Origin of the sequence: Coleofasciculaceae cyanobacterium, assembly GCA_036703275.1 — a bacterium.
GTDB lineage: Bacteria > Cyanobacteriota > Cyanobacteriia > Cyanobacteriales > Xenococcaceae > Waterburya.
The window spans coordinates 41,410-66,598 of the sequence record DATNPK010000092.1; the positions used below are offsets into that span (position 1 = coordinate 41,410).

Sequence of the window (25,189 nt, forward strand, 5' to 3'; positions counted from 1 at the left end):
CATTTATCTTGTAGGGGATGTGGCAATGTCATCCCCCTACGCACTGTAAGCGCGCGAATACCTAGCAAGAGCCTGAAGCGGAAAATATTGTTGATATAAATGGTACTTCAAATAGAAATGACAAGGGAAACCCGTGCCAGTAAACTGAGCCTCGTCCCAAGTTCCATCAGACAGTTGAGTATTAAGTAAGTACTCGATGCCTCTGTCGATTGATACCTGTCCAGCAAACTCAATCCCTTGCATGGCTGCCATAATGCCCAGCAACGCCCAGGCTGTTTGAGATGCGGTGCTAACCCCCGTGCCTTTTAAACTAGCATCGTTATAGCTAGCGCAGGTTTCCCCCCAACCCCCATCAGAATTTTGACAGCTTACTAACCATGCTGCACCCCGATCGATTTGCGCTCGACAACAAATAGGTGCAATCAAGCTTAAGGCGGAGAGTACTCCACTTGTGCCATAAATATAGTTTACGCCCCAACGTCCAAACCAACTCCCGTCTGCTGATTGTTCTTGAATTAAATAAGCGATCGCCTTTTGAACTCGTCGCTCATCTATTTCTAAGCTACATTCTCCGAGCATCTCCAACACCCTAGCCGTAACGTCGGCAGTATTGGGATCGATCATGGCTTTCAAGTCCCCATAGGGAATTAGGTTAATCCAGTCCTGGTCATTATCGCGGTCGAAAGCTGCCCAGCCTCCAGGTTTGCACTGCATCGATGTCATCCAGTTAAGGCAACGAGCGATCGCCTGTCTTTTGTTAGCCTCATCAGGTAGTTTGACCCGAGATAAACCCATGACCACCACCGCTGAATCATCTACATCGGGATAGAAGCGGTTATCAAATTCAAATGCCCAACCTCCAGGGGTAACGCCCTTATTTTTTACCGCCCAGTCACCATAATCTAAAATTTGCTTGTCTACCAACCATTCTCCCGCTTTGACCAAAGCAGGATGATCGACAGCTATTCCCGACTCGGCTAAAGCACGCAAACACCATGCTGTATCCCAAACAGGAGAAACACAGGGCTGAATGCGGTAGCTATCGACTGTTTCTATGGCAAAGTTATCTACGGCGGTCAAGCCACGCTGAATTACTGGATCGTTAACGTCATAGTCGAGAGTACGTAAAGCTAATAAAGAGTTAAGCATGGCGGGGATAATTCCGCCCCAGTCGCCTGTTGCTTCTTGTCTTTCTAAAACCCATTTTTCCGCAGCAGCGATTCCTTCTGCTCTAAATGGCACTAAATTAAGATTCTCTAGTAGTTTAAAAGCATCATCAAGAGTCACGAAGATATCTGTCCAGTCGTTACTGCGGGGTAGTTCATAGCGAACGTTAGCCACTCCTTCTGCATATAGCTCATCTAGATTGATTGGCGTATCTAGCTTAAATATCGGCTTGCGGTCAAAGACAATTAGTAAAGGTACAGTACTGCCTCTTGCCCAGCTAGATATTTCATAAATCGTCAAGGGAGATACTTCTGGTAACAGCATAATTCCAGGCGGAATTGAGGGTAATCCTCGCCAGTCATAGCAGCCGATTAATGCCAGATGCAGTTTAGTAAAAATGCGCGTCTGGCTAATGCCACCATGTTGCCGAATAAATTTCTGGGCTTTGATTAAGGCTGGATCTGCTTCGGGGACACCTAACAAACGCAACGCCATGTATGCTTCGACAGTAGTAGAAAGTTCGCCACCGTCTTTATAATAAAGCTCCCAGCCACCATGTTCGCGCTGTTGCGATCGCAAGTAAGCTTCGGCTTTGTCTAAGGGTCTAGTTTGGTCGGTTCGCCAAATCTTATGCAAGAGGACAACTTCAGCAGTAATAGTAACGTTGGACTCTAATTCGCCACACCAGTAACCGTCAGGATTTTGAATTGATAATAAATAATCTTGACTACGAGCGATCGCTTTCTGTACTTTTGTCTGAATTGTTGCTGCTGCTAATGTCACCGCTATACTATCTCCTCAAGATTTGGCGTTTTCGACAATCATACAGATTTCGGTGACAAAAAATATCATTCCCCGATACTTTCTGTCTTCAGCCAGAGTGAATTATCAAGGCGATCGCTATAAAATAAAAAATTACTTATTAGTTCTATACTGCCCAAAGCTATGTCAGAACCTCAAGAGCTTACTCAAGAAGAAATTAGATTAAAGGAGGACAGAGAACGAGAGGCATATTGGCGGCGATGGGGTTGTTACTTAAGCGATCGACAATGGGGAACAGTAAGGGAAGATTATAGCGAAGACGGTTCGGCCTGGGATGATTTTAGTTTTGAACAGTCTCATTATCGAGCATACCGCTGGGGAGAGGATGGCATTGCAGGTATCTCTGACAATCATCAGCGATTATGTTTTTCATTGGCCTTGTGGAATGAACGCGATCCTTTTTTAAAAGAGAGATTATTTGGTTTAACCAATAGCCAAGGCAATCATGGAGAGGATGTTAAAGAGTGTTATTTTCACCTCGACAATACTCCGACTCATTCTTACATGAAGTTTCTTTATAAGTATCCTCAGAAAGCTTTTCCTTATTGGCAGTTAGAACAAGAAAACAAGAAACGGGGTTTAAAAGACCGAGAATTTGAACTGATCGAAACAGGAATCTTTGACGACGATAAGTATTTTGATGTCACCGTTGAATATGCCAAAGGCAGCGACGAAGATATTTTAATTTATATTCAGGTGACAAACCGCAGCCATGATTCGGCAACTATCCATTTACTACCTACTCTTTGGTTTCGCAATATTTGGTCTTGGGGTTACGAGGTAGAAAAGCCCAGATTAAAAATATACGATCGCGCTAAAGATTACAGCATTATTGAAGCGCAGCATCCCGATTTAGATAAGCGATGGTTGTATTGCGCTAATGCACGAGGAAAGGGTAGTTCGCCCTTGTTGTTCACCGATAACAATACGAATCATCAGCGATTATCTAACACAGAAAATGATTCGCCCTACGTCAAAGATGCGTTTGACAAGTACGTAGTCGAAGGAAAACAAGATGCAGTCAACCCAGACAACATTGGTACAAAATTCGCTGCACATCATACCCTAGAAATAGGCGGTGGAGAAACTACGGGTATACAATTAAGACTCTGCAATCAACCAGATTTAGAAATACCTTTTGGGCAGCAGTTTAACGATATCTTTCAGACACGTCAACAAGAAGCGGACGAATTTTATCAGCGTGTGTCTCCTCATCAAAAAAGCTGGGAATTAGAAAACGTCGAACGCCAGGCATTTGCAGGAATGCTGTGGAACAAGCAATATTATCATTACGTAGTAGATACTTGGTTAGAAGGCGATCCCGCCCAACCCGAACCACCTAAAAAACGTCAACAGGGTACTAATAGTGACTGGATTCATCTCCATACCGATGATGTAATTTCGATGCCCGATAAATGGGAATATCCTTATTTTGCGGCTTGGGATTTAGCCTTTCACATGATTCCCTTTGCTGCGATCGATCCTGATTTTGCCAAAAAACAGCTAGAACGCCTCACCCGTGAATGGTATATGCACCCCAACGGTCAAATGCCTGCTTATGAGTGGGATTTTAACGGGGTAAATCCTCCCGTTCATGCCTGGGCTGCTTGGCGGGTTTATACAATCGAACAAAAGATGTATGGACGTTCGGATCGCAAATTTTTAGAGCGAGTTTTCCAGAAGCTATTACTCAACTTTACCTGGTGGGTAAATCAGCATGATCAGGGTGGTAATAACGTCTTCCAAGGTGGCTTCTTGGGTTTAGATAACATTGGCGTATTTAATCGCGGTGATGAATTACCGACAGGAGGAAAACTATCCCAGTCTGACGGTACTAGCTGGATGGCAACTTACTGTTTGGACTTACTCACTATTGCCTTAGAACTAGCCCAAAATAACGATGTTTATGAAGATATTGCCAGTAAGTTTTTTGAGCATTTTCTTTATATCGTTGATGCGATGAACCACCTGGGGACAGAAGGCACAGATCTTTGGAATGAAGAAGACGGCTTCTATTATGATGTGCTACGTCTTCCCAGTGGAGAAAATATCGATCTAAAAGTGCGATCGCTTGTCGGCCTAATTCCTCTTTTGGCGGTAACTACTATCGATCAACAAACTATGGAAAAGCTAAAGGGTTTTAATAATCGAGTTCAATGGTTTATTAACGAACGTCCCGAACTTAGTCGTAATCTTGCCTGTATGAAAGGTTGCGATCATAATTCTCGTCGCCTTCTAGCCGTGGTAAATGAAGATAGACTGCGTTTATTGCTTGAGAAGATGCTGGATGAAACCGAATTTTTGAGCGAGTATGGCATTCGCTCTGTATCTAAATATCACCAAGATAATCCTTACGTCTTTAAAACTAATGATGAAGAATACGATGTAACCTATGAACCTGCCGAGTCTCCTACCAAGATGTTTGGCGGTAATTCTAACTGGCGTGGGCCAATTTGGTTTCCGATCAACTACTTACTAATTGAAGCCTTGCAAAGATTTGATTACTATTATGATGGTAATTTTGAAGTCGAATGCCCAACAGGATCGGGCAAGATGATGACTCTGTGGGAAGTAGCATCAGAAATAGAACGACGTTTAATTAGTATGTTCTTGCCAAATAAAGCGGGATTTAGACCAATTTACGGCGATTTTGCCAAACAACACTTCGATCCCAATTGGGGAAATTTATTGCTGTTTAATGAATACTTCCACGGAGACAACGGCGCAGGCTTGGGTGCATCTCATCAGACAGGCTGGACGGGTTTAGTTGCCAAATTAATTATGCAATGCAGTCAATATAGTAATTAATAATTACGAAAAGGTTTTATTAAGATAAACAATAATCTGCCTACTATTAGTGAAATTATCTAAAATCATCGGAGTTTTTTAAAAAGTGATTCATCATATTTCCATCCCTGCTAAGAATCCACTTCACGTTGCTGAGGTATTGGCTGAATTGTTTAATGGCTATTGCGCCCCTTTTGGGTCTCATCCAGACAGCTATGTAGCATTTGCCGCCGATGAGTACGGCACTTTAGTTGAAGTTTATCCTCTTGGCACTGAAATGATTCCAGGAGAAGACACTAAACCAATACAGTACCAAAATTGACGCTCCATCGTCCTAGAAGGACGAGGATTCTTGGTTCAACGACTCGTCGTAACCCAGCAGGATTTCTCCAACCGAGCTAGAGGACAAATCTCCCCAAGCGTTAGTTAGGGTGCGCCCCACCCTACTTAATCCCAGCTGTAAAATATTGAGTGCAGCGTTTTGGTCGCGACAGGCAGTATACCCACAGCTACAAATGTGAGTACGAGTAGATAGTGTTTTCTTAACTTTAATGCCACAGTTGGAACAATTAACTGAAGTATAGTGTGGTGGTATGGCGACTACTACTTTGCCATATTTATCCCCAAAATACTCCAGCCACCATCTAAACTTAGACCACGCCACATCACTTATCGACTTGGCAAGACGACGATTTTTAACCAACCCTTTAACATTCAAATCTTCACAGACAATCAAATCGTTAGATTGAATTAAACGAAGTGCTATTCTCTTAGCAAACTCTTCTCGCTGTCTACTTACTTTTAAATGTTTAAGAGCATATCGCTGCCTAGCTTTGCGATAATTTTGCGATTGTGGTTTTCCTTTACGGAATTTCTTAGATTTTTGCCGATTGGCTCGATTTAGTTTTCTTTCTGACAAGCGGTAAAACCGAGGATTGGAAACAATCTCGCCACGACTATCGGCATAAAAATACTTCAAGCCTACATCTATCCCTAAGGCTAGTTGTGATGATGCAATCGGCTTGACCGTATCTCTAGAATCGAGCTTAATCGAAAACTGCACATAATAACCGTCCGCTCTTTTTAGAATACGTACTCTCTTGATTTGTTCTGGTTGGTAGAAATATATATCTCTAGAACCAATCAGTTTTAAAGTACCGATGTTCTTTTTATCAGTGAAGGTTATTCTTTTGCGACAATCTTCTAGCTTCCAGCCAGAAACTTTGTATTCTACAGAACGTGTATTGTGCTTAAAACGTGGATATCCTTTCTTTCCACTAATATTCTTGCGGCAGTTTTCCAAAAAGCGATTAACTGCACGCAGCACTCTTTCTACTGCTGTCTGGCAAGCATGAGAGTTTAGTTCTTTAACAAAAGGATATTCCGCTCTCAGCTTTGTATTGTGTCTGAACATTTCAGTCTTGCCTACACCACGATTATCCATCCAAAAGCGAAGCACCTTATTGCGAACAAATTGAGTTGTTCTAATTGCTTCTTCTATGGCTTGAATTTGTATTTGAGTAGGCTTGGCTTTATATTCGAGAACAAACATTTGACACTGACAACTTGAGTATCAAAATATATAATATCATAAAAGCCGTGCTAGCCCTTTAGGGTACACCTTCGGATAAGCTTCGCGTCAAGCACGGGGCTTGTATCCCATTAATTTTGGTCAAATTCGGTTAGTCAGTTTATTGCTACTCATGTTGCCATTTCCATACCCCTTAATCAGTCGCAAATCGATGATATTGCTAAGCGTGAAAACTGGAGGTGCTTGCGTTGTAGTCGCGGGTATTTTGATGTGATTGAGTTTTGGGTAGAAAATGCTGTGTTACTCGAACTGGCAACTCCAGAATTGGCACAACAATACACCACCGCTTTAGCACCTGAAAAATTAGCCGCGTATTTTGCCAGTAAAAATTCTTAATTAATTATTAACCTAGAAGTCTTGTTGTAAAGTTTTGTAATCGATTTCGTAATTAGATTATTGTTTACTCTCCCAAGCCGCGATCGCGCTTTGTGATATTTCTCGCCAGGGAACATTATGTTGACGAGCTAAAGCTGCACAGTCTTCATATTCTGGCTGTACATTAAGTATTTGCCGATTGTTTCCTTCTCCCCAGCTAGCAATTTTAATTCTTACTGCACCATATTTAGTTTCCACGGGTTTTATTTCGCGATCGAGAATACTTCTGTGTTGAGTACGTTCGCGAATTCCCAAAGTAGTCGTTTCAGAGAAAATAATGGTTTGGCAAATATTAGCTATCTCAGGATGACAGATGACAGTTAAAAGAATGCCAGAGCGTGATTTCTTCATGCCGATGCTTTGAGTAAATACGTCGAGCGCACCCGCCGTTAATAACTGGTCGAGGGTATATGCCACTGCTTGAGGATTGAGATCGTCGATTTGAGTTTCTAGTACCGTAATGATTTCTTGCTTCAGTTTGAACTTTGGCTGATTTATTTCCGCTTCGCCAATCCACAAGCGCAATATATTAGGAATTTCTAGATCTCTAGAGCCTGCGCCTAAACCAATTTTAGCTAGTTTCATCGCTGGAGGCTCACCAAAATCAATCGCTAAAGTCGTGGCGATCGCTGCACCCGTTGGTGTAACCAGCTCTTTTTTGATACCATTGCTATAGATTGGTACTTCTCTTGTCTGCCATAGCTTTACTACCGCTGGGACAGGAACAGATAACTTACCATGAGCAGCGTGAATCGTTCCTCCTCCTGTAGGCATTGCCGAGCAATATAACTGGTCGATATCTAGCCAGTCTAAACCAATACAGGTGCCGACAATATCGACGATCGCATCGGTTGCTCCAACTTCATGAAAATGAACTTTTTCGGGGGAAATACCGTGGACTGCGCCTTCGGCGATCGCTAAATTTTGAAATATGCTTAGACTCCAATGCTTAACCCGATCTGATAATGATGCAGATTGGATTAAATTTTTAATTTCTGGCAGATGTCTTGCAGAAAAATGGTGATGCTGGCTATTATGATCGTGCTGATGCTGTTGCTGTAAATTGACATGAACTTTAGTAGCTGATTGCCCATTACGGATAACTGTTTCAGTTGTCAACTGGTATTCTTGTTCTATACCCAAGCTCTTGAGACTGTCGACCAAATATTGCCAGGGTAAGCCACAGTCGATCAATGCCCCCAAGCACATATCCCCAGCAATTCCTGTAGGACATTCTAAGTAACCAATCTTGACCATAAAATACAATTTTGCTTAATCTTGGAATGATCTTAACTGTCGATCGCTTACTCAGCAAAAATTATTCTGGACCAATTAATTAATATTATGGCGATTTTATACGAATTACATCCAAATAACCCCCAACAACGCAGTATCGATCAAATTGTCACTGCTTTAAAAAAAGGTGCAGTGATGCTTTATCCCACCGATACGGTTTATGCTATTGGCTGCGATCTGAGCGTTAAATCAGGAATAGAAAAGGTGAGAAGAATCAAACAGATGTCTAACGATAAACCGCTAACCTTCCTGTGTTCTTCTTTGTCTAATATTTCCCAATACGCCACGGTGAGCGATCGCGCCTATCGCATTATGAAACACTTGATTCCTGGCCCATATACCTTTTTACTTCCTGCCAGCAAGCAAGTACCAAAGCTGGTTATGAGTCCTAAACGCAAGACTACAGGAATCAGAGTCCCAGATAACGTCCTCTGCCAAGAATTATTAAAAACATTGGGTAATCCTGTGGTTTCTACTTCGGCGCATTTATCCGATGAAGATGGCGAATATCCGACGATCAATGTAGAAAAAGCTTATCTGTTTAATACATTAGAAAATCAAGTGGATATAATTATTGACAATCAAATTGACCCAGGCTTTAAAGTATCAACGATTCTTGATTTTACCAGCGATGAACCAGAAGTGGTACGTCAGGGCTTAGGTTGGCAGGAAGTTGAGAATTGGTTAGATGCAGTGCATTAAAAGCAACGGCGTTGCTGATTCATTTAATGACGTACAAAATGCTACTGTTTTTAGTTTTTAAAAGGACTGATTAGGTTAATCTAAATTTGATTAATTGTCATTATGTCTAGCGCTAAAGTTTACTGCATAGAATGAATAGCTACTATAATGAGGCACTTTAAACAGGCAGATCCATACCCATGACATCGATAGATTGGCTAATTGTCCTTGTGTACTTTGTGCTTACAACTGGCTTAGGAATATTGCTCTCTCGTAGGGCTTCTCGCAGTTTAGAAGACTTTTTTGTCTCAGGGCGATCGCTTCGGTGGTGGTTAGCTGGAACAAGTATGGCAGCAACGACTTTTTCGATTGATACGCCATTATATATTTGTGGTGTGGTAGCCAGTCGAGGTATTGCAGGAAACTGGGAATGGTGGAGTTTTGGGATTTCTCATGTAATTTTGATTTACATTTTCTCTCGCATGTGGCGACGTTCGGAAGTTATTACCGATGCTGAACTAACAGAAATTCGCTATGGCGGTCGTAATGCCGCCATTTTGCGGGGTACGAAAGCTTTTTTGTTTGCTGTACCGATTAACTGTATCGGGATTGGTTATGCCATGTTAGCGATGGTGAAAGTAGTAGATGCTTTAGAATTATGGCAAAGTTTGGGAGTAAATCCAGGAGAAAACCTTAAAATCTGGAGTGTGGTTGGGGTTAGTATTATCGTTCTCATCTATTCTGGGTTTTCTGGGTTGTGGGGCGTAGTTGCTACCGATTTCTTTCAATTTTTCTTGGCTTTGTTAGGCGCGTTCGTCGTTGCGATAGTTGCAGTTAATCATGTAGGAGGAATTCATCAACTAATTCCCCAAGTGCAGCAGATAAGCGATTTAGATGTTTTGTCCTTTTTTCCCTTGCAGTTTAGTAACGGTAGCTTTGGCTGGAGTGATGCTGCGGGAATTACCGCCACTACCTTTTCGACATATTTATTTGTGCAGTGGTGGTCTTTTCGTCGTAGCGATGGCGGGGGAGAATTTATTCAACGTTTGGTAGCGGCTAAAGATGAAGCCGAAGCCGAAAAATCTGCCTGGTTTTTTAATATTCTGCACTATGCTGTTAGAACCTGGCCCTGGATTATAGTTGCTTTGGTAGCAATGGTTCTTTATCCTGATTTAGAAGATAAAGAGCTTGGTTATCCTAAACTAATGCTGGATTTTTTACCCCCTGTCATGTTGGGTTTGGTGGTAACTTCTCTAATTGCTGCTTTTATGAGTACGGTTTCCACTTCGATAAACTGGGGTGCATCTTATTTAACTAGCGATATTTATCGGCGTTTTATGAAACCCGATGCTAGTCAGGCTGAATTAGTCACGATTGGTAGAATTTCATCCGTCTTGGTAACAATATTAGGCGCGATCGCTGCTTTGAACTCTACTGATATTACCAGTGTGTTTCGTTTAGTAATTGCGATCGGCACTGGGCCTGGTTTAGTCTTAATCTTACGCTGGTTTTGGTGGCGGATCAATGCGGCGGCGGAGTTGGCTGCAATGCTTGGAGGATTTTTGATTGGTTTGCTTACCAGTATTTATCCTGAGCAAATTATCAGCGTTTATCCAGGATTTGAGCAAGTATTGAATGATTTCGGCTATCAGCTGCTGTTTATTTCGGTCATTACCGCTTTACTATGGATTACGGTAATGTATCTTACTCCTCCAGAATCTGATGCTACCTTAAATGAGTTTTACCGACGGGTGCAACCAGGAGGAATTGGCTGGAAACGACAACGGGAAAAAACAGGAATTCCCGCAGCCCAAAATTTAACCCAAGATCTACTTAAAGTAGTTGCAGCTACCTTATTGTTATTTGGTTCGATGTTAGCGATTGGCGGGTTTTTATTGCTGCAATCTTGGACAGGATTGATTTGTTTAGCGATCGCCGTCATTGGTGGCTTTTGGCTACGCCAGTTGAATAAGCACAAACCTATTTCTATGGCCAAACCTGGTTTAGACTAATCTGGCAATATGGCGTTGGTGATTTGATGTATGAGATATATTGACATCCTCCCCCGATTGAAAATACGGGGGATTCCAAATCTAGAATAGTTTCAATTGAACTATATCTAATTTACGAGGTAAGTGAACTATAGATTAGGACGTTAGTTATAAAAAGAGCTATATATACTAAATCCGATTGATAAAGGTCATTATCGAATTTCTTTAAATCCCCCAAATATGCAGGATTTAGGGTGGGTGGAAATGCTTCTGGCTAAGAAGCTTATTCCGCACCCACCCGAAGGGGGCAACTAAAAGTAACCTCTGTGAACAGGATTTAGTATTAGCTATTAGCTCTTAGCTCTTAGCTTTTTAATTCACCAACGCCTAATAAATTTTACTTTTGTGGTTATGGTTGTGGTTCAGTTTTATTAGTCTGAGGATATTCACAAATAATTCCGCCACCCACGCCAACAATGAAATCATCAAAGTCAGCATCTTCAAGATCAGATCTGACTAAGGCAGAACCAGTATCATCGAAGTTAATCAATAAACCTCCATTAATCAGACTATCAAACTTGTTGGTGTCATAAGCAGGATTATTACGACGTTTAGCTACAGCTTCAGTAGTTAATAAGCCTTCTTGATTAAATAGAGCCTGTTGATTACCGGTAGAATTAATTAAATCTGTAGTGTAGACAATACCAGTAGATTTATCGTCGAACTTAGATTCCAAATAAAAAGCATATCTTTTGTTGCCTTTAAACAAAAATTCACGCTTAAAGTCGGGAACGGTATTTCCTGGAGTACCAAGAAAATCATTATTACGACCAGCCTGTAGATCCGTTTCGTAGGTAGAACGACGATAAACAGTATCAAAGCTATCGGAATCTTTAACCTCAGATAACAGTGGAGTTTTAATACAGGAATCAAAATTGACTGTTCCCGAACTATTGGTCTGACAAGAATCTAAATCGACAATGCCAAAGGTAGACTGATACGCACCGTGAGATTCGATAAATTCAAATTCAACAATAGTATCTTCGTTAAATTTAATGCCTTGATTTCCGACAACGTCTGCGGATGCCGAAAGACTCATCGCATTAAGCAATCCTAAAGTGCCAAGAGATAAACTAAAACAAGTCCAGTTGAGCTTAAGCATTTTATCAAGTTTAGAGAAGAATTTTGCTGTTGATGGCGATCGCTTCATAATATTCCTGCTAATTACCAAAGATTTTGTTCTGGTTCAATCTGATTGACCTGTTCGATAAATTTTTTCGTTTCTTCTAGCTGTCGTTTTGCCATTTGGCGAGCTTCGTAGACTGGATTAATACACTCCCTGGCTTCAGGTTCACTGCTTCTTCTGGCAATGCGTCTAGGACCAGAATCGGCTAACTTATATTCGTTTTCTACTGCTGCTAAATTGTCTAAAGACTGTTGGAGATTTTTTTGCAGCGCCTCGGCAACTTCATTTAAACTTACTTCAGTGGTTTGATTGTCAGAGCCAGTACCTGAATCAGTACCTGAAGCACTATCAAAGCTATTTTCAAAACCTAAATCAATTGGACTACTTAATCCACCGCCAGATACCACTCCTGTAGCTGAATTATATTGAAGAGTACGAGGAGCTCCACTACCGCTGCCACGATTGCCAGTATTCACAGTGGTTGAAGGCGAACTAGTATTATTAGCTCCTGTAGTGTCAGATTGGTTGGTTTGAGCTGAGGCAGATATCGTTGTCGTTACCGTTAATATTCCTGCCATGACTAGAGTACCTAGCCAAAATAATTGCTTGTGCATGATTAATCATCCTTATATACTTTTTTGCGATTAGAATCCTGCGCCGACTCCGAAAATAAAACGCGCTCCATCTCCTGCGCCAACAATATCTCTAGCACCAAGATGAATACTTAAGGGAACAGTACGCAAAGGAGATACTGACAAGCCCATACCCAGGTCTTGTCCTGTCCATTCGGTAACAAAACTAACTGGACGGGCTACCCGAAAAGCTAAACTACCAAAGACATTAACGTTGCCATTATCGTCGGTAATATCGTCAACACTACGAAATTGTCCGTTACCAATCCCGATAGTTGCCCCTACACGACTAAAAGGAGAACTGATGTCTTCTCTCGTTTTGAAAATTTTAGTAGTGGACAAATATAAAGAATCTTTTGAGTCATTTTCATCACCAACAGACAAAAAGCTATTCCAGCCAGCCGAAACGCCCCAGCCGTTGGCAATTCTACGATGTAGCTTTAAGTTCAAACCACCTGAACCGAAGTCACGGTTATTACCAAAACTCGCCAAAGTATAGCTAAGTTCTGCACCCACCAGCTTCTGGGCATCTCCAAAACCTAAGCCAAATACCATGGTGGCATCGCCATCATTTGTTCCCTCATCTCCACCACGAGTATCAACCTGATAGCTAAGACCACTATAAAATCCGCGATCAGCACCAAAGCCATAGGGATTGGCAATAGTTAAGCCAGGCGCACCACGGCTAGGAGTGAAATTGCGTTGTTGAATATTTTCCAGTTTAAACTTTACATCTTCTGCATCATTTTCCTCAGAATCGCTCCAAGAATCACTCCCAGAATTATCAGCAGTAAAAGTCAAATCACTGTCGGCTGTTTTATCGATTTGACTTTGGGAAAAATTGGCAGGTTGTTGAGGTTTAACGGCTGGATTTGCCCAAGCATTTAAACTTAAAAATGGCAAAAAAAGTACGCTAGAGCCAGCAAAAGTTAATATACGCATAAATTCATAGCAATAGATATAAACACACTTACAATTAATCAATCATTTAGTCATACAAATATCTAGAGCTTAGTCTGAAAAAAATCTAGCAATACTTAGCTTATAAATACTAAATACTGGCTAATTTTATTATTTTATATAATTGATATTTGCAAGTTTTTGGATCACACTTTTGCTGTTATATCTTATAATTTATTAAAGCTCAATATCTTCAAGCAAAAATAGTTGTTATTACTGAGTTACCTAATAAATTCAACGTAGATAAAAATACCAATAGTAATTTAATTTGGTTATAAATACCGAAGCATTATCTTGTTTATAAAAGTTAGTAGTAGTTGTATATATATTTTTGGTTTTAAAAGATTACAATATATTTTAGATTTATTTATTTAATCTTCAAGCAGTTGGTTTTTTTAGCTTAAATTGAAAAACTACCTAGATAAAAGCCAAATTTTTAGCACAATCAATTTTATTTAATCCAGACATTTTATGAGCTTTGATATTAAGTTTGATTATCGTTTTGATGAAAAAAATTTTTTCACGCCAGAGCGCAAAGCGATTTTAGAACAAGCGGGAAAAATATGGAGTTCCTATATTCGAGATGAATTTACACCAATTCCAACTGGAGAAAATTTAAGGTTTCCAATTAACAATATTGAACGAAATGTTGTTTTGAATAAACCAATTGACGACCTTTTAATCTTTGTTTCTTCTGTAAATTTGCCTTCAGATCGAGCAACTTTAGGAGAAGGAGCATATTATGCTACTTATGTTGTTGGCAGCGATCGCGAACAGCGCATTATTGGAGATGATTTTGAACCTTGGCTAGGGACTATTGAGTTTAATGCTTCAGTAGCAGATAGTTTCTATTTCGATCCCACTCCAGAAACAGACGATGATATTCCTTTTAATAAACAAGATTTTCTTAGTTTAAGTCTTCATGAAATTGGTCATATCTTAGGCATTGGAACTGCCAATCAATTCTCAAGACAAATTCAAAATCAGCACTTTATCGGTACTCAAAGCATCGAGTTAAATGGAGGTCAACTAATACCTTTAGATAATGATGAAAATCATATTCGAGATGGTTTTACCGTAGACCCAGATAGCGATGCTTTATTAGATAAATCTTTTACCTTTGGCGAAAGAAATTTGCCTACTGATTTAGATTTGGCAGTTTTAGCTGATATTGGCTATGAGATCTTCGCTTATGATAGGACTCCTGTATATCGTTTTTATCAATATGAAAAGGGATTTCATTTTTACACTGCTAATAAAAATGAACGAGAAAACGTGATTCTGCGCAGTGAGGCAGGAGAAATAAAGTACAACTATGAAAATGTAGGTTATGAAGTTTTAGGTAGAGATACAGATGCTTTGAGTGGAGAAAAAATTAACAAGGCACTACCAGTTTATCGCTTTTTCAATCGACAGACAGGGGCGCACCTATACACTATGGATGAGGTTGAAAAAGAGTATATTCTTGATAATCTAAGTAATTACAATTTTGAAAATATAGCCTACTATGCTTTTGAGTCTCAACCACAAAACATAGAGACAGTTCCGCTATATCGAATGTTAAATACTCAATCAAACTCTCACTTATTTACGGCTAATAGTCAGGAATTTGAGTTTATAAAACAAACCCAACCTCATTTTCAGGCTGAGGGCAATGCGGGAGTAACTTTCTATGTTTTAGAGCCGATTTAATCTGTCTAAACTTTAAGCAAAAAAAGTACCAATGTACAGGAAAAATTTGGTTAGGAACGATCGCTTTTGGATATTTTCTAGTTTAGTTGGCGTGGCTCTTTTGTATCTCAACTTGGTTTGGAAAGCTACAGAAAATATCGATCAACTTACCACTGATAGTTTGTTTGCAGGAGCAATTATCTGGCTGCTGTGGCGAAAACGAGATGATTTTGAATATAATAGCGATCCTGTTTCTAGCTTTATTGGCTTGCTGTTGTTGGGGCCAATTTTGTCTAAGACCATGACGCTTTTTTGGTTTGAGTCTACTCTATTATTTAGCTTACCTCTAAGTGTAGCGATCGCTCTAGCTTTAATTGCTTCTGGATTCAGAGGTTTTGGTCAGTATATTCAGGAATTATTCTTTGCTTGGTTTTTATTTTTTCCTACAGGAGCAATTGGAAACTTTATCGATAGCATAGTTCACATTACTATTCTTAATGCTAAATTTGCTACTTATTTTTTGTACTATTTGGGGTTCAATGTTGCAACTCAAGGAAATCAGGTAATGATCTCTTTGCCACAATCGGGGACATTTAAAGCGATCGTCGATTATCCTTGTGCTGGAGTACCAATGATTCTTTTAATACTCAAATTAGCATTATTATTTGTTGCTTTTGTACCCCTGCCAAAATATCAACAATTATTAATTCCCACATTTTCAATTATCTTGGGTTTTTTTCTGGGAGTCCTTAGGGTTTGTCTTTTAACTTTATTTATTCCAGAACCAGCTCAATTTGATTATTGGCATGGAGCGACAGGTTCACAGATATTTTCGACTTTGGCGATCGCTATTTTTTCGGTTTTCTGCTACTTGATATTGCGACAACAGGAATTAAAGGCAAGTAATGAGTCTTAAATATTTACAGTTCAATCAATGGCGTAGCAACTTTCTCGTCATCAGCAGCATTGGGATTAATTTAGCGGTTGTTTATGCACTTATAGTTCCTGCTGTAGGTTATCGTTCTACGGCTGATTTTAAGTTTCCTGAAAGTTTAAGCCTCAATTCTGCAACAGCAATTGCCGTTAAATCGAATTTAACTAAACCAAAAGCTAAGACTTTATCAACAGAAATAATCAAGTCCCGTAAAAAATATAAATATGTTCTAGACAAGCAAGAAATAGACTTAGACCTAAATTACTTGGTTGGTACAAGAGGAGATGTGGAGACATACCTGCAAAGTTACACTTCTCTGCCTGCATCAATCATTCGAGCCAAAACAGTGAAACACAAAAAAGAAACAGGTTTTTATACCGTATTTAGCGATCGAGATCGCGTTTACTTAAGTAGCTGTATCAGTCCACGTAGTCCAAGCAGTGTGACCCAAAGACAGTTTTCTCAACATCGTTATCAAAATGATTTCCAGTTCCAGGTAGGATTAGACTGGTTGAAAGGCAAAGAAAGTATTCGCGATCGCCGTTGTCTATGGGTACATTTATCTACAGCAATTACCCAATCCGACACTCAAGCTGCTTATGAAGCATTAGAAGCCGTCTGGGTCGATTTATATCAGTGGTGGCTGCCTAATTTTCCGCCTTTAACCGCTGAAAATGGATAACGCGATCGGATAATTCCTAATATTTGTTCTCCAAGACTATACTGGACGAGTTTAAATTTAATCAAGAACTTCAAGCAAATCGATGACTATCTCACAAGATCGAGAGAGAGTATTTTCTTCTGGGATTTTGCGCTTAGTTGGCTATGGCTTATTAGTCATGGCAATAGTAGATCTGATATTTCTCTTAATTCCGCTGCAATTGATGGATCCACTCTGGGAATTTCAAACTATGGGTGCAATTGTAGAAAGGATTCCCGTCACTTTGCTGGGTATAGTTCTAATTTATTACGGCGAAAAAAGCGATCGCGCCCCGATTGAAACTATAGTTCTCAGGGTTTTATCTTGGCTATCTTTGCTAGCAGCCATACTTTTAGTATTAATGATTCCTTTGAATATCAATAATAGTTTTCGGATTTATAATCAACAAAATGCTACAGTTAATGCTCAATATGTTGGTCAAAAAGAGGCAATTCAGCAATTCCAAGATCGGCTAGAAGCGGCTAATTCTAAAGATGAAATCGGAAAAATACTTCAACAGCAAGCCAAACAAGAAGTTAGTATTCCCGACTCAGTAAATACTCAGAAGTTAAAAACAGATCTTCTAGCCGATTTAAAAAATAATCAAGACAATATTAACAGCCAAGCACAGTCATTCAGAGTCCAAAAGCGTTCCTGGCTATTAAAAAATTGTTTTAAGTGGAATCTCGGTGCATTAATCGCCTCTATTTTGTTCTTTTTAATTTGGAAAAATACTGCATGGACAAGGCTTAATGTCAATTTGAATGAAAATTGAAATACTGAAGCTCGATCGATAAAATCTAAATTACAGCGAGATAAATTAGTAAAACTACTGAAGCTTATAATCGAAAAAAAAAATAATATAAATACTCAAGGTAGCTAGAATTTTCAGCTCGGTATTTTTTACGTTTAATTTTAAAGAAGGCTCTGAAAAAGTTCACGTATTTTGTGAGATTTACAGGTCAAACCCAAATATGAGTAACGAAATAGTTAAATCTGAGGCAATTGACTTAAGTGTATTCAACACTCAAGAATCTGGTTTTTCACTATCAGATTTGAAGCAAATTGTTTACCGTCGATGGAAGCCTGCATTAGCCGTGGGCATAACCGCTTTTACGGGAATCTTTTTGTTGATTGCTTTAAAAACTCCTAAATACAGTTCTGAAACTTTAATTCTGTTAGAAACACCGAAAAACATAGAATCGACATCCGTTGCTCCAACAGTTGCGACTAACCAATTAAGCTCGATCAAGGATTTTTCTACCGAGATTTTTGTATTGCGTAGTAACTCTATGGTGGAAAAAGCTGTAGCAAAACTAAAAGACCGCTATCCAAATATTTCAGTACCTGAAGTAGTACAAAATTTGTCAATCTATCAAGCAGGACTTGACAAAATACCGACAGACGTGTTAGTGGTTTCTTATACTGATACCAATCCAGAGAAAGCGAAAATCGTTTTAGAAGCATTAAGTTCTACTTACGTTAAATATAGTTTAGAAAAGCAGCAATTAAAAGCGGCAACCGCGATTGAATTTATCAATCTTCAATTGCCTGATGCTCAACAAGAATTAGACGAAGCTGCCCAAAAGGTTCGTGACTTTAGACAGGTTCACCAGCTAGTCAATCCAGAAGCATCAGCAATTGAAGTAGAAGAAATTAAACTAGATATTACCAAACAGATTGAAGATACGAAAATTGCGATCGCTCTCAATCAACAACAAAGTCAAGAATTGGAACGTCAATTGGGTGAATTGGGTCAAGATTCGGACACCATGGTTGCATCTGCGGTTTTGGGTCAAGATGGCGTTTATCAGAATTTATCTGCTCGACTAAAAGAAATAGAAACTCAATATAATTTGGGTACAGTTGATTTCCGTGACAACTACTATGTGATGGAAAATCTTCAAAAGAAGCGGCAAGAATTGAAAAAGCTTCTTCAAGAGAGAGCAGAGCAAGTTTTAGGTAAGTCAATTTCTCCTAAAATACTTGAGCGTATAGTATTAGCTCCTAGTTATACAGATTCAACGCAACCATCAACAGCTAACAATGCTGGCAATAGCGATAGTAGTAGCAGTAATACTAATACTAGCAATGGCGAAAGTCCCTTCTTAATCGGTCAAAATAGTAATAATTCAAACACAGAATCAGGAACTAAAGTATCTGCTGAAGGTTCTACTTTAGGATTTTTTACTACAAAAAGATTAGAGTTACAAGAGGAAACCGCAAGCCTGCAAGCAAAATTGGCAAGTCTACGTCAGGCAAAAGCAAAAGCCGATAATCAATTTCTCAATATTCCTGGGTTACAACAAACATTTACTGAACTAACACGTCAAGTAGAGCTTAAATCTGAAGCTTATAATTATCTTCTTCAAAGACGACAAGAACTAGCAATTTCTGAAGCCGAGGAAATTGCACCCTGGCGCATACTTAATGAACCCTTTTTACCCAGCAAACCAGTTTCGCCCAATATTACCCAGGGATTATTACAAGCATTAATCGCTGGTGGATTTCTCGGAGTTGCTACAGCATTTATGCTGCAACGTCTGGATCAAAGTATTAAACGGGTAGAAGAAATCAAGCAGATTACTAAATTACCTATACTAGGTGTCATTCCTAAAGTTGCCGAGCCAAGGATTGATGCTAATATTTATACTACCAAAAAGTCTTATTCTTACTATTCATCTTTCACCGAAGGTTTACGTTCTCTGGCGATGAATTTGCGCTACTTAGTAGCAGATGATGGTCAAATCAAAACTATAGCCGTCACTTCTACTACTTCTGCCGAAGGCAAATCTACTATTTCCCATAATCTTGCTATTGTCTTGGCAGAATTTGAGCTGCGAGTATTGGTTGTCGATGCTGATTTGCGTAAACCTAAATTGCATAAATTAGCTCATCTTCCCAATGAGGCTGGGTTGAGCGAAGCAATTACCCAAGAGCAACCTTGGACTGATTACATTCAGCCTAGCTCAGTGAAAAATTTAGATGTAATTACCGCAGGAGCAACTTCTCCTAATCCGATTGCTTTATTAAATTCTAATAAGATGAAGCAGCTGATTCAAGAATGGTCAGCAGTCTATGACTATGTAATCATCGATACCCCTCCAATTGGCGTAATTGCTGATGCTAAATGTTTAGCTCAAGAAGTTGATTCTTTCTTATTCGTCTCTGGTATCCAAAAAGCTACTCGCAGGGGAATGGATAATGCTTTAGACGTTTTACGTCATGGTCAGTGTCATGTTGCAGGTGTAGCTGCTAACATGGTCGATCCAGAATTTGATTATTACGCTTATTCTTATTACGACTCTTACTATAACCACTCGACTCCAAATAGTAATGGCAATAATAGTGACAATGAAGCGAAATCTGAAGGGGCAATTGGTAATTTACTGCAACAATTCCGCCGTCGTTAATCGTACCTAATTACACCAAGTTTTTTCAAGTTGGAACTAAAAACAGCCGAGCTATGGGTAGATTGACCAAATTTAAATCTCAACATCCGCGCCAAGTTATTTACAGTCCAGAAAGTCGGCTGCGACATCCCCCAATAATGCTTCGGGAAATGTGGCGAGACTTGTTAGCTTCTAGAGAGTTAGCGTGGCGATTGTTAGTCAGAGACATCAGCGCTCAATACCGTCAGTCATTTTTGGGTATTTTCTGGGCGGTTATTCCTGCGGTAATTACGGCAGCAGGGTTTACCTTAGCAAAAGACAACGGAATTGTGAACATTGGGGCGACAGATTTACCTTATCCCGCTTATGTCATGTTTAGTATGACTCTGTGGCAAACTTTTGTGGAGGCTCTCAATGCACCTATTCAAGGAGTAACTGCGGGCAAAGCGATGTTAGCTCGAATTAACTTCCCTCGCGAAGCATTGGTTTTAAGCAAGCTAGGCGAAGTATTCTTCAATTTTGGCGTTAAGCTAATTTTGATTGTTATCTTATTCCTCTGGTTCAAGATGCCCGTCAGTGGCAGCGTAATTTTAGCACCAGTGGCTTTAATTCATTTGGTAGCATTGGGAACTTTTATCGGTTTGATCCTTGCACCTATGGGAGCTTTGTATCAGGATATTTCCCGAGCTATTACCTTATTGACTGGTTTATGGTTGTTTCTTACTCCTGTCGTTTATCCCGTACCCAATGGGGGCGTATTTGGCACGATTGTCAAATTTAACCCCGTAACACCTTTGTTAGTCACCACGCGAGAATTAGCCACTACGGGAACAGTATCCGATCCAATCGGTTTTTGGCTTGCCAGTAGCATTGGCTTGGTTGGCTTATTAGTGGGTTGGATTATTTATCGTGTCTCAATGCCTTACATAGTAGAGAGAATTAGTTCTTAGAAAATGATTAATACTACCCCAGCCAAAGTTATCGAACCCTCTTTTAATAACGACGAAGTAGTTCTCTCAGTCGAAGGAGTATCGAAAAAGTTTTGTCGCGATTTAAAACGTTCTTTATTTTACGGAGTACAGGATATTGCAGGCGAATTAACTGGAGTCAGACAAAAAAGCGATCGCCTGAGAAATAAAGAATTTTGGGCATTAGATAACGTTAGTTTTGAACTTAGAAAAGGCGAAGCATTGGGCTTAGTTGGCAAAAATGGTAGCGGTAAATCCACCTTACTTCGCATCATTGCAGGACTAATTAAACCCGATCGCGGTACGGTGAAAGTCACGGGTAGAGTTGCACCTCTAATTGCTTTGGGTGCGGGTTTCAATCCCATCTTGACGGGAAGAGAGAACATCTATGCCAATATGTCGATCTTGGGTTTATCTACCAAAGAGATTGGCGAAAGATTTGATGATGTCGTCGAGTTTGCCGAGATCGGTGAGGCGATCGATTCACCAGTGCAAACATATAGTTCTGGAATGGCTGCACGTTTGGGTTTTGCTAGTGCTATACATACCGAACCAGATATTTTGCTAATTGATGAGGTGTTAGCTGTAGGCGACGCAAAATTTAGAGCGAAATGTAACCGAAAGCTTAATGAAATTCGGAGTAAAGGTTCATCTTTTGTTCTAGTCTCTCATAATGTAGCAGCAATTTTAGGTATATGTGATCGTTCTGTATATCTATCAAAAGGAAAAGTCATTGCAGATGGGTTAACAGATTCAGTAGTCCGAAAATATGAAGCAGATTTATTTGTAACGGGTAACGAAATAAGTTACGGAAAAGTTAACTTTGAGGAAAAGGCAGCAGAAGAAAGTTCTGGTGCAGATATTAGATATTTTTGTTTCAAAGATCGAGACTGCAATATTATTAATTCTCCAGAAGTTGGAGAATATGTCAGTTTTTGTGTAGGGTGTCAAATACATCAAAACGTCAATGAAATTTTTGTTTATTTTGCTATTAATGATTTAACTAAAGATAATGAAAGTATATTAGTCATATCTAGTCAGTTTGATAAAAAATATATTGAAGCTAAACCAGGAAAATTGGAAATACAGTTACAGCTACCCTGTTGTTATCTCAGACCAGGTGCTTATGAAATGACGATATATTTGCAAAAGCAAAATAGTTATGCTTTTGATATTGTTTCTTCTCTAAGGTTTGAAATTAAAGACTCTTATAACATTACTTACTTGAATGGTAGAAATTTATTTTATCATCCTAGAAAATGGAATTATTTAAATACTAAGTAGAGCAATAACCCGTAGCAATTATTAAGCAATATCATATTAAAAAATGAAAAAAAATATTAAATATCAGTTACAAACATATTTATTAAAGGCAATTCGGTATTTAGCTAATAATGATTTTTTTATTCAAGAATTGAAACAAGCAGAAAAACAGAAAGAGTTATTAAGAAATAAAACTATTTTACAGCAGCTTAAATTATGTGGTCATGGAGTAAGGTTAAATGGCAAAATGTTTATTTCCCATCCCCAGAACATGATTATTGGACACAATGTTCATATTAATGAAAACGCTTACTTTTCTTCCGCAGGAGGATTAACAATTGGAGACAATGCTCATATTAGTCGTAATGTAACTATATATACAGTCAATCATAATTATCATGGAGAAGCTTTACCTTACGATAATACAGAAATTGGTAAGCCTGTTGTAATTGGCAAAAATGTTTGGATAGGTATGAATGTTTGTATTGTTCCTGGTGTTCGTATTGGTGATGGTGCAATTATTGGTTTGGGTGCAGTAGTAACTCAAGATATACCGTCATTAGCAATAGTTGGTAATCAGCCAAGTCGTGTATTGAAATATCGAGATGCCAAACATTATCAAAATTTAGAGTCGAAAAAATGTTACGGTGGCGTTCGCGGTCAAATTTTGGTTCCAGAACAATTAGAATACCTAGAAAGTAATCAAGAAGGTCGATATGTTAACTCAAATTAAATCAGTTACAAATAATAAATTATCCTTTTATCGGACTACTCATAATTTTAAAAACTATGCTGAGTTTGAAACTATAGAGCAGTTTAAAGAATATTGTCTTTGGGCTAAAGCTAATAATTGTAAAATCTATATTTTAGGTAATGGTTCTAATACTTTATTCACTAGAAAAAATATTAAATCGCTAATTCTTAAAAACAAGCTACACAAGAAAATAGATATGCTGTCAAAAAATAAAATTAGAGTATCTTCATCAACTCAAATCAGAGATATTTTAAAACACTGTTTTGATAATTCTCTCGATTCTTTTTATTATCTAGCATCAGTCCCAGCTACAATTGGTGGAGCGTTAGCTATGAATGCTGGAAGAGGCAAAAAGTTTCAGCGCACTATTTACGATTTTGTTGAGACTGTTGATTTTTTTGATTTTGAAAATAACTATGTAAAGACCCTAACCAAAGAAGAAATTATTAGAGGCTATAGGGAGACAATATTTACTGGTATTCAATCTAAACTTATTTTGAGTGCTGTATTTAATTTCCGAGAAATTAAACTAGAGGGTAATCCCATAGCAGAAAGATGTATATGGTCAAAAGAAAATCAAGATCATTGTGCACCTAATTGTGGTTCTGTATTTAAAGAATCTGACTCTAGTATTTTAAAAAACCTGAAAGGATTTCATATTAATCAAACAAGTTTTTCTTCTAAAACCAGCAATTGGATCGTTAATAAATCTGATAGTTGTATTTCAATTTTAATGCTAATTATACTAGTAAAAATAATTCATTTTTTTAAAAGAAAAATAGCTAAAGTCGAAATTATATTTGTAGACTAGCTTTATTTTCTAAATTCAAAAAATAATGTTACTTCTAAAGGAAAACAATGAAAGTAGGAATTATAACTTTTCATCACACTACAAATTTTGGTGCAACATTACAGACTTATGGATTGTGGAAAGCCATTATAAGTCAAGGACATGAGGTAGAAATCATTGATTATCGGCCACCTGCCGCTACTCAATATTATCGTCATAAAATTATTAATCCTATTTATGGTAATTTTTCTAAAATTGTCTGGTTAAAAATTCTAATAAAATATTTTTATTCTAGTTTGGCAAAATATATTAAAATGAGAGATTTCTTAGTTTCTGAATTAACTTTAAGTAAGAAAAAGTTTGTTGATCGAGAACAATTAAAATTCTTTTTAGAGTCAAAAGCCGACTATGATGCTGTAGTTTGTGGTAGCGATCAGATTTGGTGTGTTAATTCAATTAGAGGATTCGATACATCTTATTTTTTAGATTTTGTTAACGATAAATGTCGCAAGTTAAGTTATGCGGCTAGCTTTGGTCCAACAGCTAATTTGGGAGAGAATTGTAAATCGATTAGTAAGTTAATTAGGAATCTAGATAATATTTCGTTACGCGATTCCAATAGTTTGAATTTAATTCAGCAAAATTGTAATATTTCAGGGATTAAGGTTCTCGACCCAACATTTATAGTTGACTATAAAAAAGTTTTTAATTTAAGCAATAATCCAAGTAACAAACAATATCTTTTATTGTATCTAGAAAAACATCTAAAGCCTCAAGAAATTGATTTTATTGATTTTGTTGCCAAACAAAAAAAACTAACTATTATTTCTATTGGAGAACCTTGTTATAAAGCCGATAAAATTTTAATTAACATAAGCCCGATCGAGTGGTTGAAATATTTTAATCATGCCTCTTATATAGTTACCAACTTTTATCATGGAACTATTTTTTCTATAAAATTTAAAAAGCAATTTACAACTTTTGCTAGTGAAAGTAAACTCAATAAAACAGGAGACTTAGTTGATAATTTAGGATTAAAGAATAGATTTGTAAGTAATATTCAATCAAACTCTTTTGAGAAACAATTGATCGAAATTGATTACAATCTTGTCGACCAAAAATTAAATAATGAAATATTAATATCTAAGACTTATTTATTTGATGCTTTAAATGGAAAAGAATTGCAAAAAACGTCATTAACTACAATCGGAAGCTGTACGAAAAATTAA

General features: G+C 38.4%; 21 protein-coding genes. 15 read left to right on the forward strand and 6 right to left on the reverse strand.

Annotated elements, in window-relative coordinates:
* Positions 1 to 36 precede the first annotated feature (36 nt).
* A complete protein-coding gene (gene shc, locus V6C71_18180) occupies positions 37 to 1,950 on the reverse strand; it encodes a squalene--hopene cyclase (GenBank protein ID HEY9770389.1) in 1,914 nt (637 codons plus the stop codon).
* Between the two features lie 162 nt (positions 1,951 to 2,112).
* On the opposite strand from shc, the gene V6C71_18185 reads away from it, so the two are divergent.
* Positions 2,113 to 4,797, forward strand: coding sequence for a hypothetical protein (locus V6C71_18185; protein ID HEY9770390.1), 2,685 nt, complete (start codon positions 2,113 to 2,115; stop codon positions 4,795 to 4,797).
* Between the two features lie 139 nt (positions 4,798 to 4,936).
* On the forward strand, positions 4,937 to 5,098 hold the full coding sequence (locus tag V6C71_18190) for a hypothetical protein (protein ID HEY9770391.1): 162 nt from the start codon (positions 4,937 to 4,939) through the stop codon (positions 5,096 to 5,098).
* Between the two features lie 12 nt (positions 5,099 to 5,110).
* Here V6C71_18190 and V6C71_18195 read toward each other — a convergent pair whose 3' ends face one another.
* Positions 5,111 to 6,328, reverse strand: coding sequence for a transposase (locus V6C71_18195; GenBank protein HEY9770392.1), 1,218 nt, complete (start codon positions 6,326 to 6,328; stop codon positions 5,111 to 5,113).
* 249 nt (positions 6,329 to 6,577) lie between these two features.
* Between V6C71_18195 and V6C71_18200 the strand changes: the two genes are divergently transcribed.
* Positions 6,578 to 6,703: a hypothetical protein gene (locus tag V6C71_18200; GenBank protein ID HEY9770393.1), complete on the forward strand. Its 126-nt coding sequence runs from the start codon at positions 6,578 to 6,580 to the stop codon at positions 6,701 to 6,703.
* Positions 6,704 to 6,760: 57 nt separating this feature from the next.
* On the opposite strand, the gene larC is transcribed toward V6C71_18200, so the two are convergent.
* Positions 6,761 to 7,999 carry a nickel pincer cofactor biosynthesis protein LarC gene (larC, locus tag V6C71_18205; protein ID HEY9770394.1) on the reverse strand — a complete coding sequence of 413 codons (1,239 nt, stop codon included), beginning with the start codon at positions 7,997 to 7,999 and terminating at the stop codon, positions 6,761 to 6,763.
* Between the two features lie 87 nt (positions 8,000 to 8,086).
* Between larC and V6C71_18210 the strand changes: the two genes are divergently transcribed.
* Together V6C71_18210 and V6C71_18215 are read left to right on the forward strand one after the other, a co-directional pair.
* On the forward strand, positions 8,087 to 8,740 hold the full coding sequence (locus V6C71_18210) for an L-threonylcarbamoyladenylate synthase (GenBank protein HEY9770395.1): 654 nt from the start codon (positions 8,087 to 8,089) through the stop codon (positions 8,738 to 8,740).
* A gap of 179 nt (positions 8,741 to 8,919) precedes the next feature.
* The gene (locus V6C71_18215) at positions 8,920 to 10,731 is read left to right on the forward strand and encodes a sodium:solute symporter family protein (protein ID HEY9770396.1); all 1,812 of its coding nucleotides are present in this window, start codon (positions 8,920 to 8,922) and stop codon (positions 10,729 to 10,731) included.
* A gap of 388 nt (positions 10,732 to 11,119) precedes the next feature.
* On the opposite strand, the gene V6C71_18220 is transcribed toward V6C71_18215, so the two are convergent.
* The 3 genes from V6C71_18220 to V6C71_18230 form a co-directional block, all read right to left on the reverse strand.
* Entirely contained in the window at positions 11,120 to 11,872 is a 753-nt protein-coding gene (locus V6C71_18220) for a hypothetical protein (protein ID HEY9770397.1), read from the reverse strand.
* A 62-nt stretch (positions 11,873 to 11,934) separates the two neighbouring features.
* Positions 11,935 to 12,510, reverse strand: a complete 576-nt coding sequence (locus V6C71_18225; protein ID HEY9770398.1) for a hypothetical protein — start codon at positions 12,508 to 12,510, stop codon at positions 11,935 to 11,937.
* Positions 12,511 to 12,540: 30 nt separating this feature from the next.
* On the reverse strand, positions 12,541 to 13,470 hold the full coding sequence (locus tag V6C71_18230) for a hypothetical protein (GenBank protein ID HEY9770399.1): 930 nt from the start codon (positions 13,468 to 13,470) through the stop codon (positions 12,541 to 12,543).
* A 489-nt stretch (positions 13,471 to 13,959) separates the two neighbouring features.
* Here V6C71_18230 and V6C71_18235 point away from each other — a divergent pair, with 489 nt between their 5' ends.
* The 10 genes from V6C71_18235 (at position 13,960) to V6C71_18280 (ending at position 25,189) form a co-directional block, all read left to right on the forward strand.
* Positions 13,960 to 15,180, forward strand: coding sequence for a hypothetical protein (locus V6C71_18235; GenBank protein ID HEY9770400.1), 1,221 nt, complete (start codon positions 13,960 to 13,962; stop codon positions 15,178 to 15,180).
* A 31-nt stretch (positions 15,181 to 15,211) separates the two neighbouring features.
* Positions 15,212 to 16,075 carry a cyanoexosortase A gene (crtA, locus tag V6C71_18240; protein ID HEY9770401.1) on the forward strand — a complete coding sequence of 288 codons (864 nt, stop codon included), beginning with the start codon at positions 15,212 to 15,214 and terminating at the stop codon, positions 16,073 to 16,075.
* Complete coding sequence (locus V6C71_18245; GenBank protein ID HEY9770402.1) at positions 16,065 to 16,775, forward strand: cyanoexosortase A system-associated protein; 711 nt, start codon at positions 16,065 to 16,067, stop codon at positions 16,773 to 16,775. Before crtA ends, V6C71_18245 begins: the two co-directional genes overlap by 11 nt.
* Positions 16,776 to 16,857: 82 nt before the next feature.
* Positions 16,858 to 17,568 carry an HpsJ family protein gene (locus tag V6C71_18250; protein ID HEY9770403.1) on the forward strand — a complete coding sequence of 237 codons (711 nt, stop codon included), beginning with the start codon at positions 16,858 to 16,860 and terminating at the stop codon, positions 17,566 to 17,568.
* 199 nt (positions 17,569 to 17,767) lie between these two features.
* Positions 17,768 to 20,206: a polysaccharide biosynthesis tyrosine autokinase gene (locus V6C71_18255; GenBank protein HEY9770404.1), complete on the forward strand. Its 2,439-nt coding sequence runs from the start codon at positions 17,768 to 17,770 to the stop codon at positions 20,204 to 20,206.
* Positions 20,207 to 20,268: 62 nt separating this feature from the next.
* Complete coding sequence (locus V6C71_18260; GenBank protein ID HEY9770405.1) at positions 20,269 to 21,135, forward strand: ABC transporter permease; 867 nt, start codon at positions 20,269 to 20,271, stop codon at positions 21,133 to 21,135.
* 3 nt (positions 21,136 to 21,138) lie between these two features.
* Positions 21,139 to 22,437 (forward strand): ABC transporter ATP-binding protein, encoded by a 1,299-nt coding sequence (locus V6C71_18265; GenBank protein ID HEY9770406.1) that lies wholly within the window; start codon positions 21,139 to 21,141, stop codon positions 22,435 to 22,437.
* 130 nt (positions 22,438 to 22,567) lie between these two features.
* Positions 22,568 to 23,149 carry an acyltransferase gene (locus V6C71_18270; protein HEY9770407.1) on the forward strand — a complete coding sequence of 194 codons (582 nt, stop codon included), beginning with the start codon at positions 22,568 to 22,570 and terminating at the stop codon, positions 23,147 to 23,149.
* On the forward strand, positions 23,133 to 23,981 hold the full coding sequence (locus V6C71_18275) for an FAD-binding protein (protein ID HEY9770408.1): 849 nt from the start codon (positions 23,133 to 23,135) through the stop codon (positions 23,979 to 23,981). The genes V6C71_18270 and V6C71_18275 overlap by 17 nt, the downstream gene beginning before the upstream one ends.
* A gap of 47 nt (positions 23,982 to 24,028) precedes the next feature.
* Complete coding sequence (locus tag V6C71_18280; protein HEY9770409.1) at positions 24,029 to 25,189, forward strand: polysaccharide pyruvyl transferase family protein; 1,161 nt, start codon at positions 24,029 to 24,031, stop codon at positions 25,187 to 25,189.

Excerpts from the sequence above, each read along its gene's own strand:
- V6C71_18185 (HEY9770390.1), top strand. The coding sequence starts at position 2,113 with ATGTCAGAACCTCAAGAGCTTACTCAAGAAGAAATTAGATTAAAGGAG.
- V6C71_18195 (HEY9770392.1), bottom strand. The coding sequence starts at position 6,328 with ATGTTTGTTCTCGAATATAAAGCCAAGCCTACTCAAATACAAATTCAA.
- larC (HEY9770394.1), bottom strand. The coding sequence starts at position 7,999 with ATGGTCAAGATTGGTTACTTAGAATGTCCTACAGGAATTGCTGGGGAT.
- V6C71_18210 (HEY9770395.1), top strand. The coding sequence starts at position 8,087 with ATGGCGATTTTATACGAATTACATCCAAATAACCCCCAACAACGCAGT.
- V6C71_18215 (HEY9770396.1), top strand. The coding sequence starts at position 8,920 with ATGACATCGATAGATTGGCTAATTGTCCTTGTGTACTTTGTGCTTACA.
- V6C71_18220 (HEY9770397.1), bottom strand. The coding sequence starts at position 11,872 with ATGCTTAAGCTCAACTGGACTTGTTTTAGTTTATCTCTTGGCACTTTA.
- V6C71_18225 (HEY9770398.1), bottom strand. The coding sequence starts at position 12,510 with ATGCACAAGCAATTATTTTGGCTAGGTACTCTAGTCATGGCAGGAATA.
- V6C71_18230 (HEY9770399.1), bottom strand. The coding sequence starts at position 13,470 with ATGCGTATATTAACTTTTGCTGGCTCTAGCGTACTTTTTTTGCCATTT.
- V6C71_18235 (HEY9770400.1), top strand. The coding sequence starts at position 13,960 with ATGAGCTTTGATATTAAGTTTGATTATCGTTTTGATGAAAAAAATTTT.
- crtA (HEY9770401.1), top strand. The coding sequence starts at position 15,212 with ATGTACAGGAAAAATTTGGTTAGGAACGATCGCTTTTGGATATTTTCT.
- V6C71_18245 (HEY9770402.1), top strand. The coding sequence starts at position 16,065 with ATGAGTCTTAAATATTTACAGTTCAATCAATGGCGTAGCAACTTTCTC.
- V6C71_18250 (HEY9770403.1), top strand. The coding sequence starts at position 16,858 with ATGACTATCTCACAAGATCGAGAGAGAGTATTTTCTTCTGGGATTTTG.
- V6C71_18255 (HEY9770404.1), top strand. The coding sequence starts at position 17,768 with ATGAGTAACGAAATAGTTAAATCTGAGGCAATTGACTTAAGTGTATTC.
- V6C71_18265 (HEY9770406.1), top strand. The coding sequence starts at position 21,139 with ATGATTAATACTACCCCAGCCAAAGTTATCGAACCCTCTTTTAATAAC.
- V6C71_18275 (HEY9770408.1), top strand. The coding sequence starts at position 23,133 with ATGTTAACTCAAATTAAATCAGTTACAAATAATAAATTATCCTTTTAT.
- V6C71_18280 (HEY9770409.1), top strand. The coding sequence starts at position 24,029 with ATGAAAGTAGGAATTATAACTTTTCATCACACTACAAATTTTGGTGCA.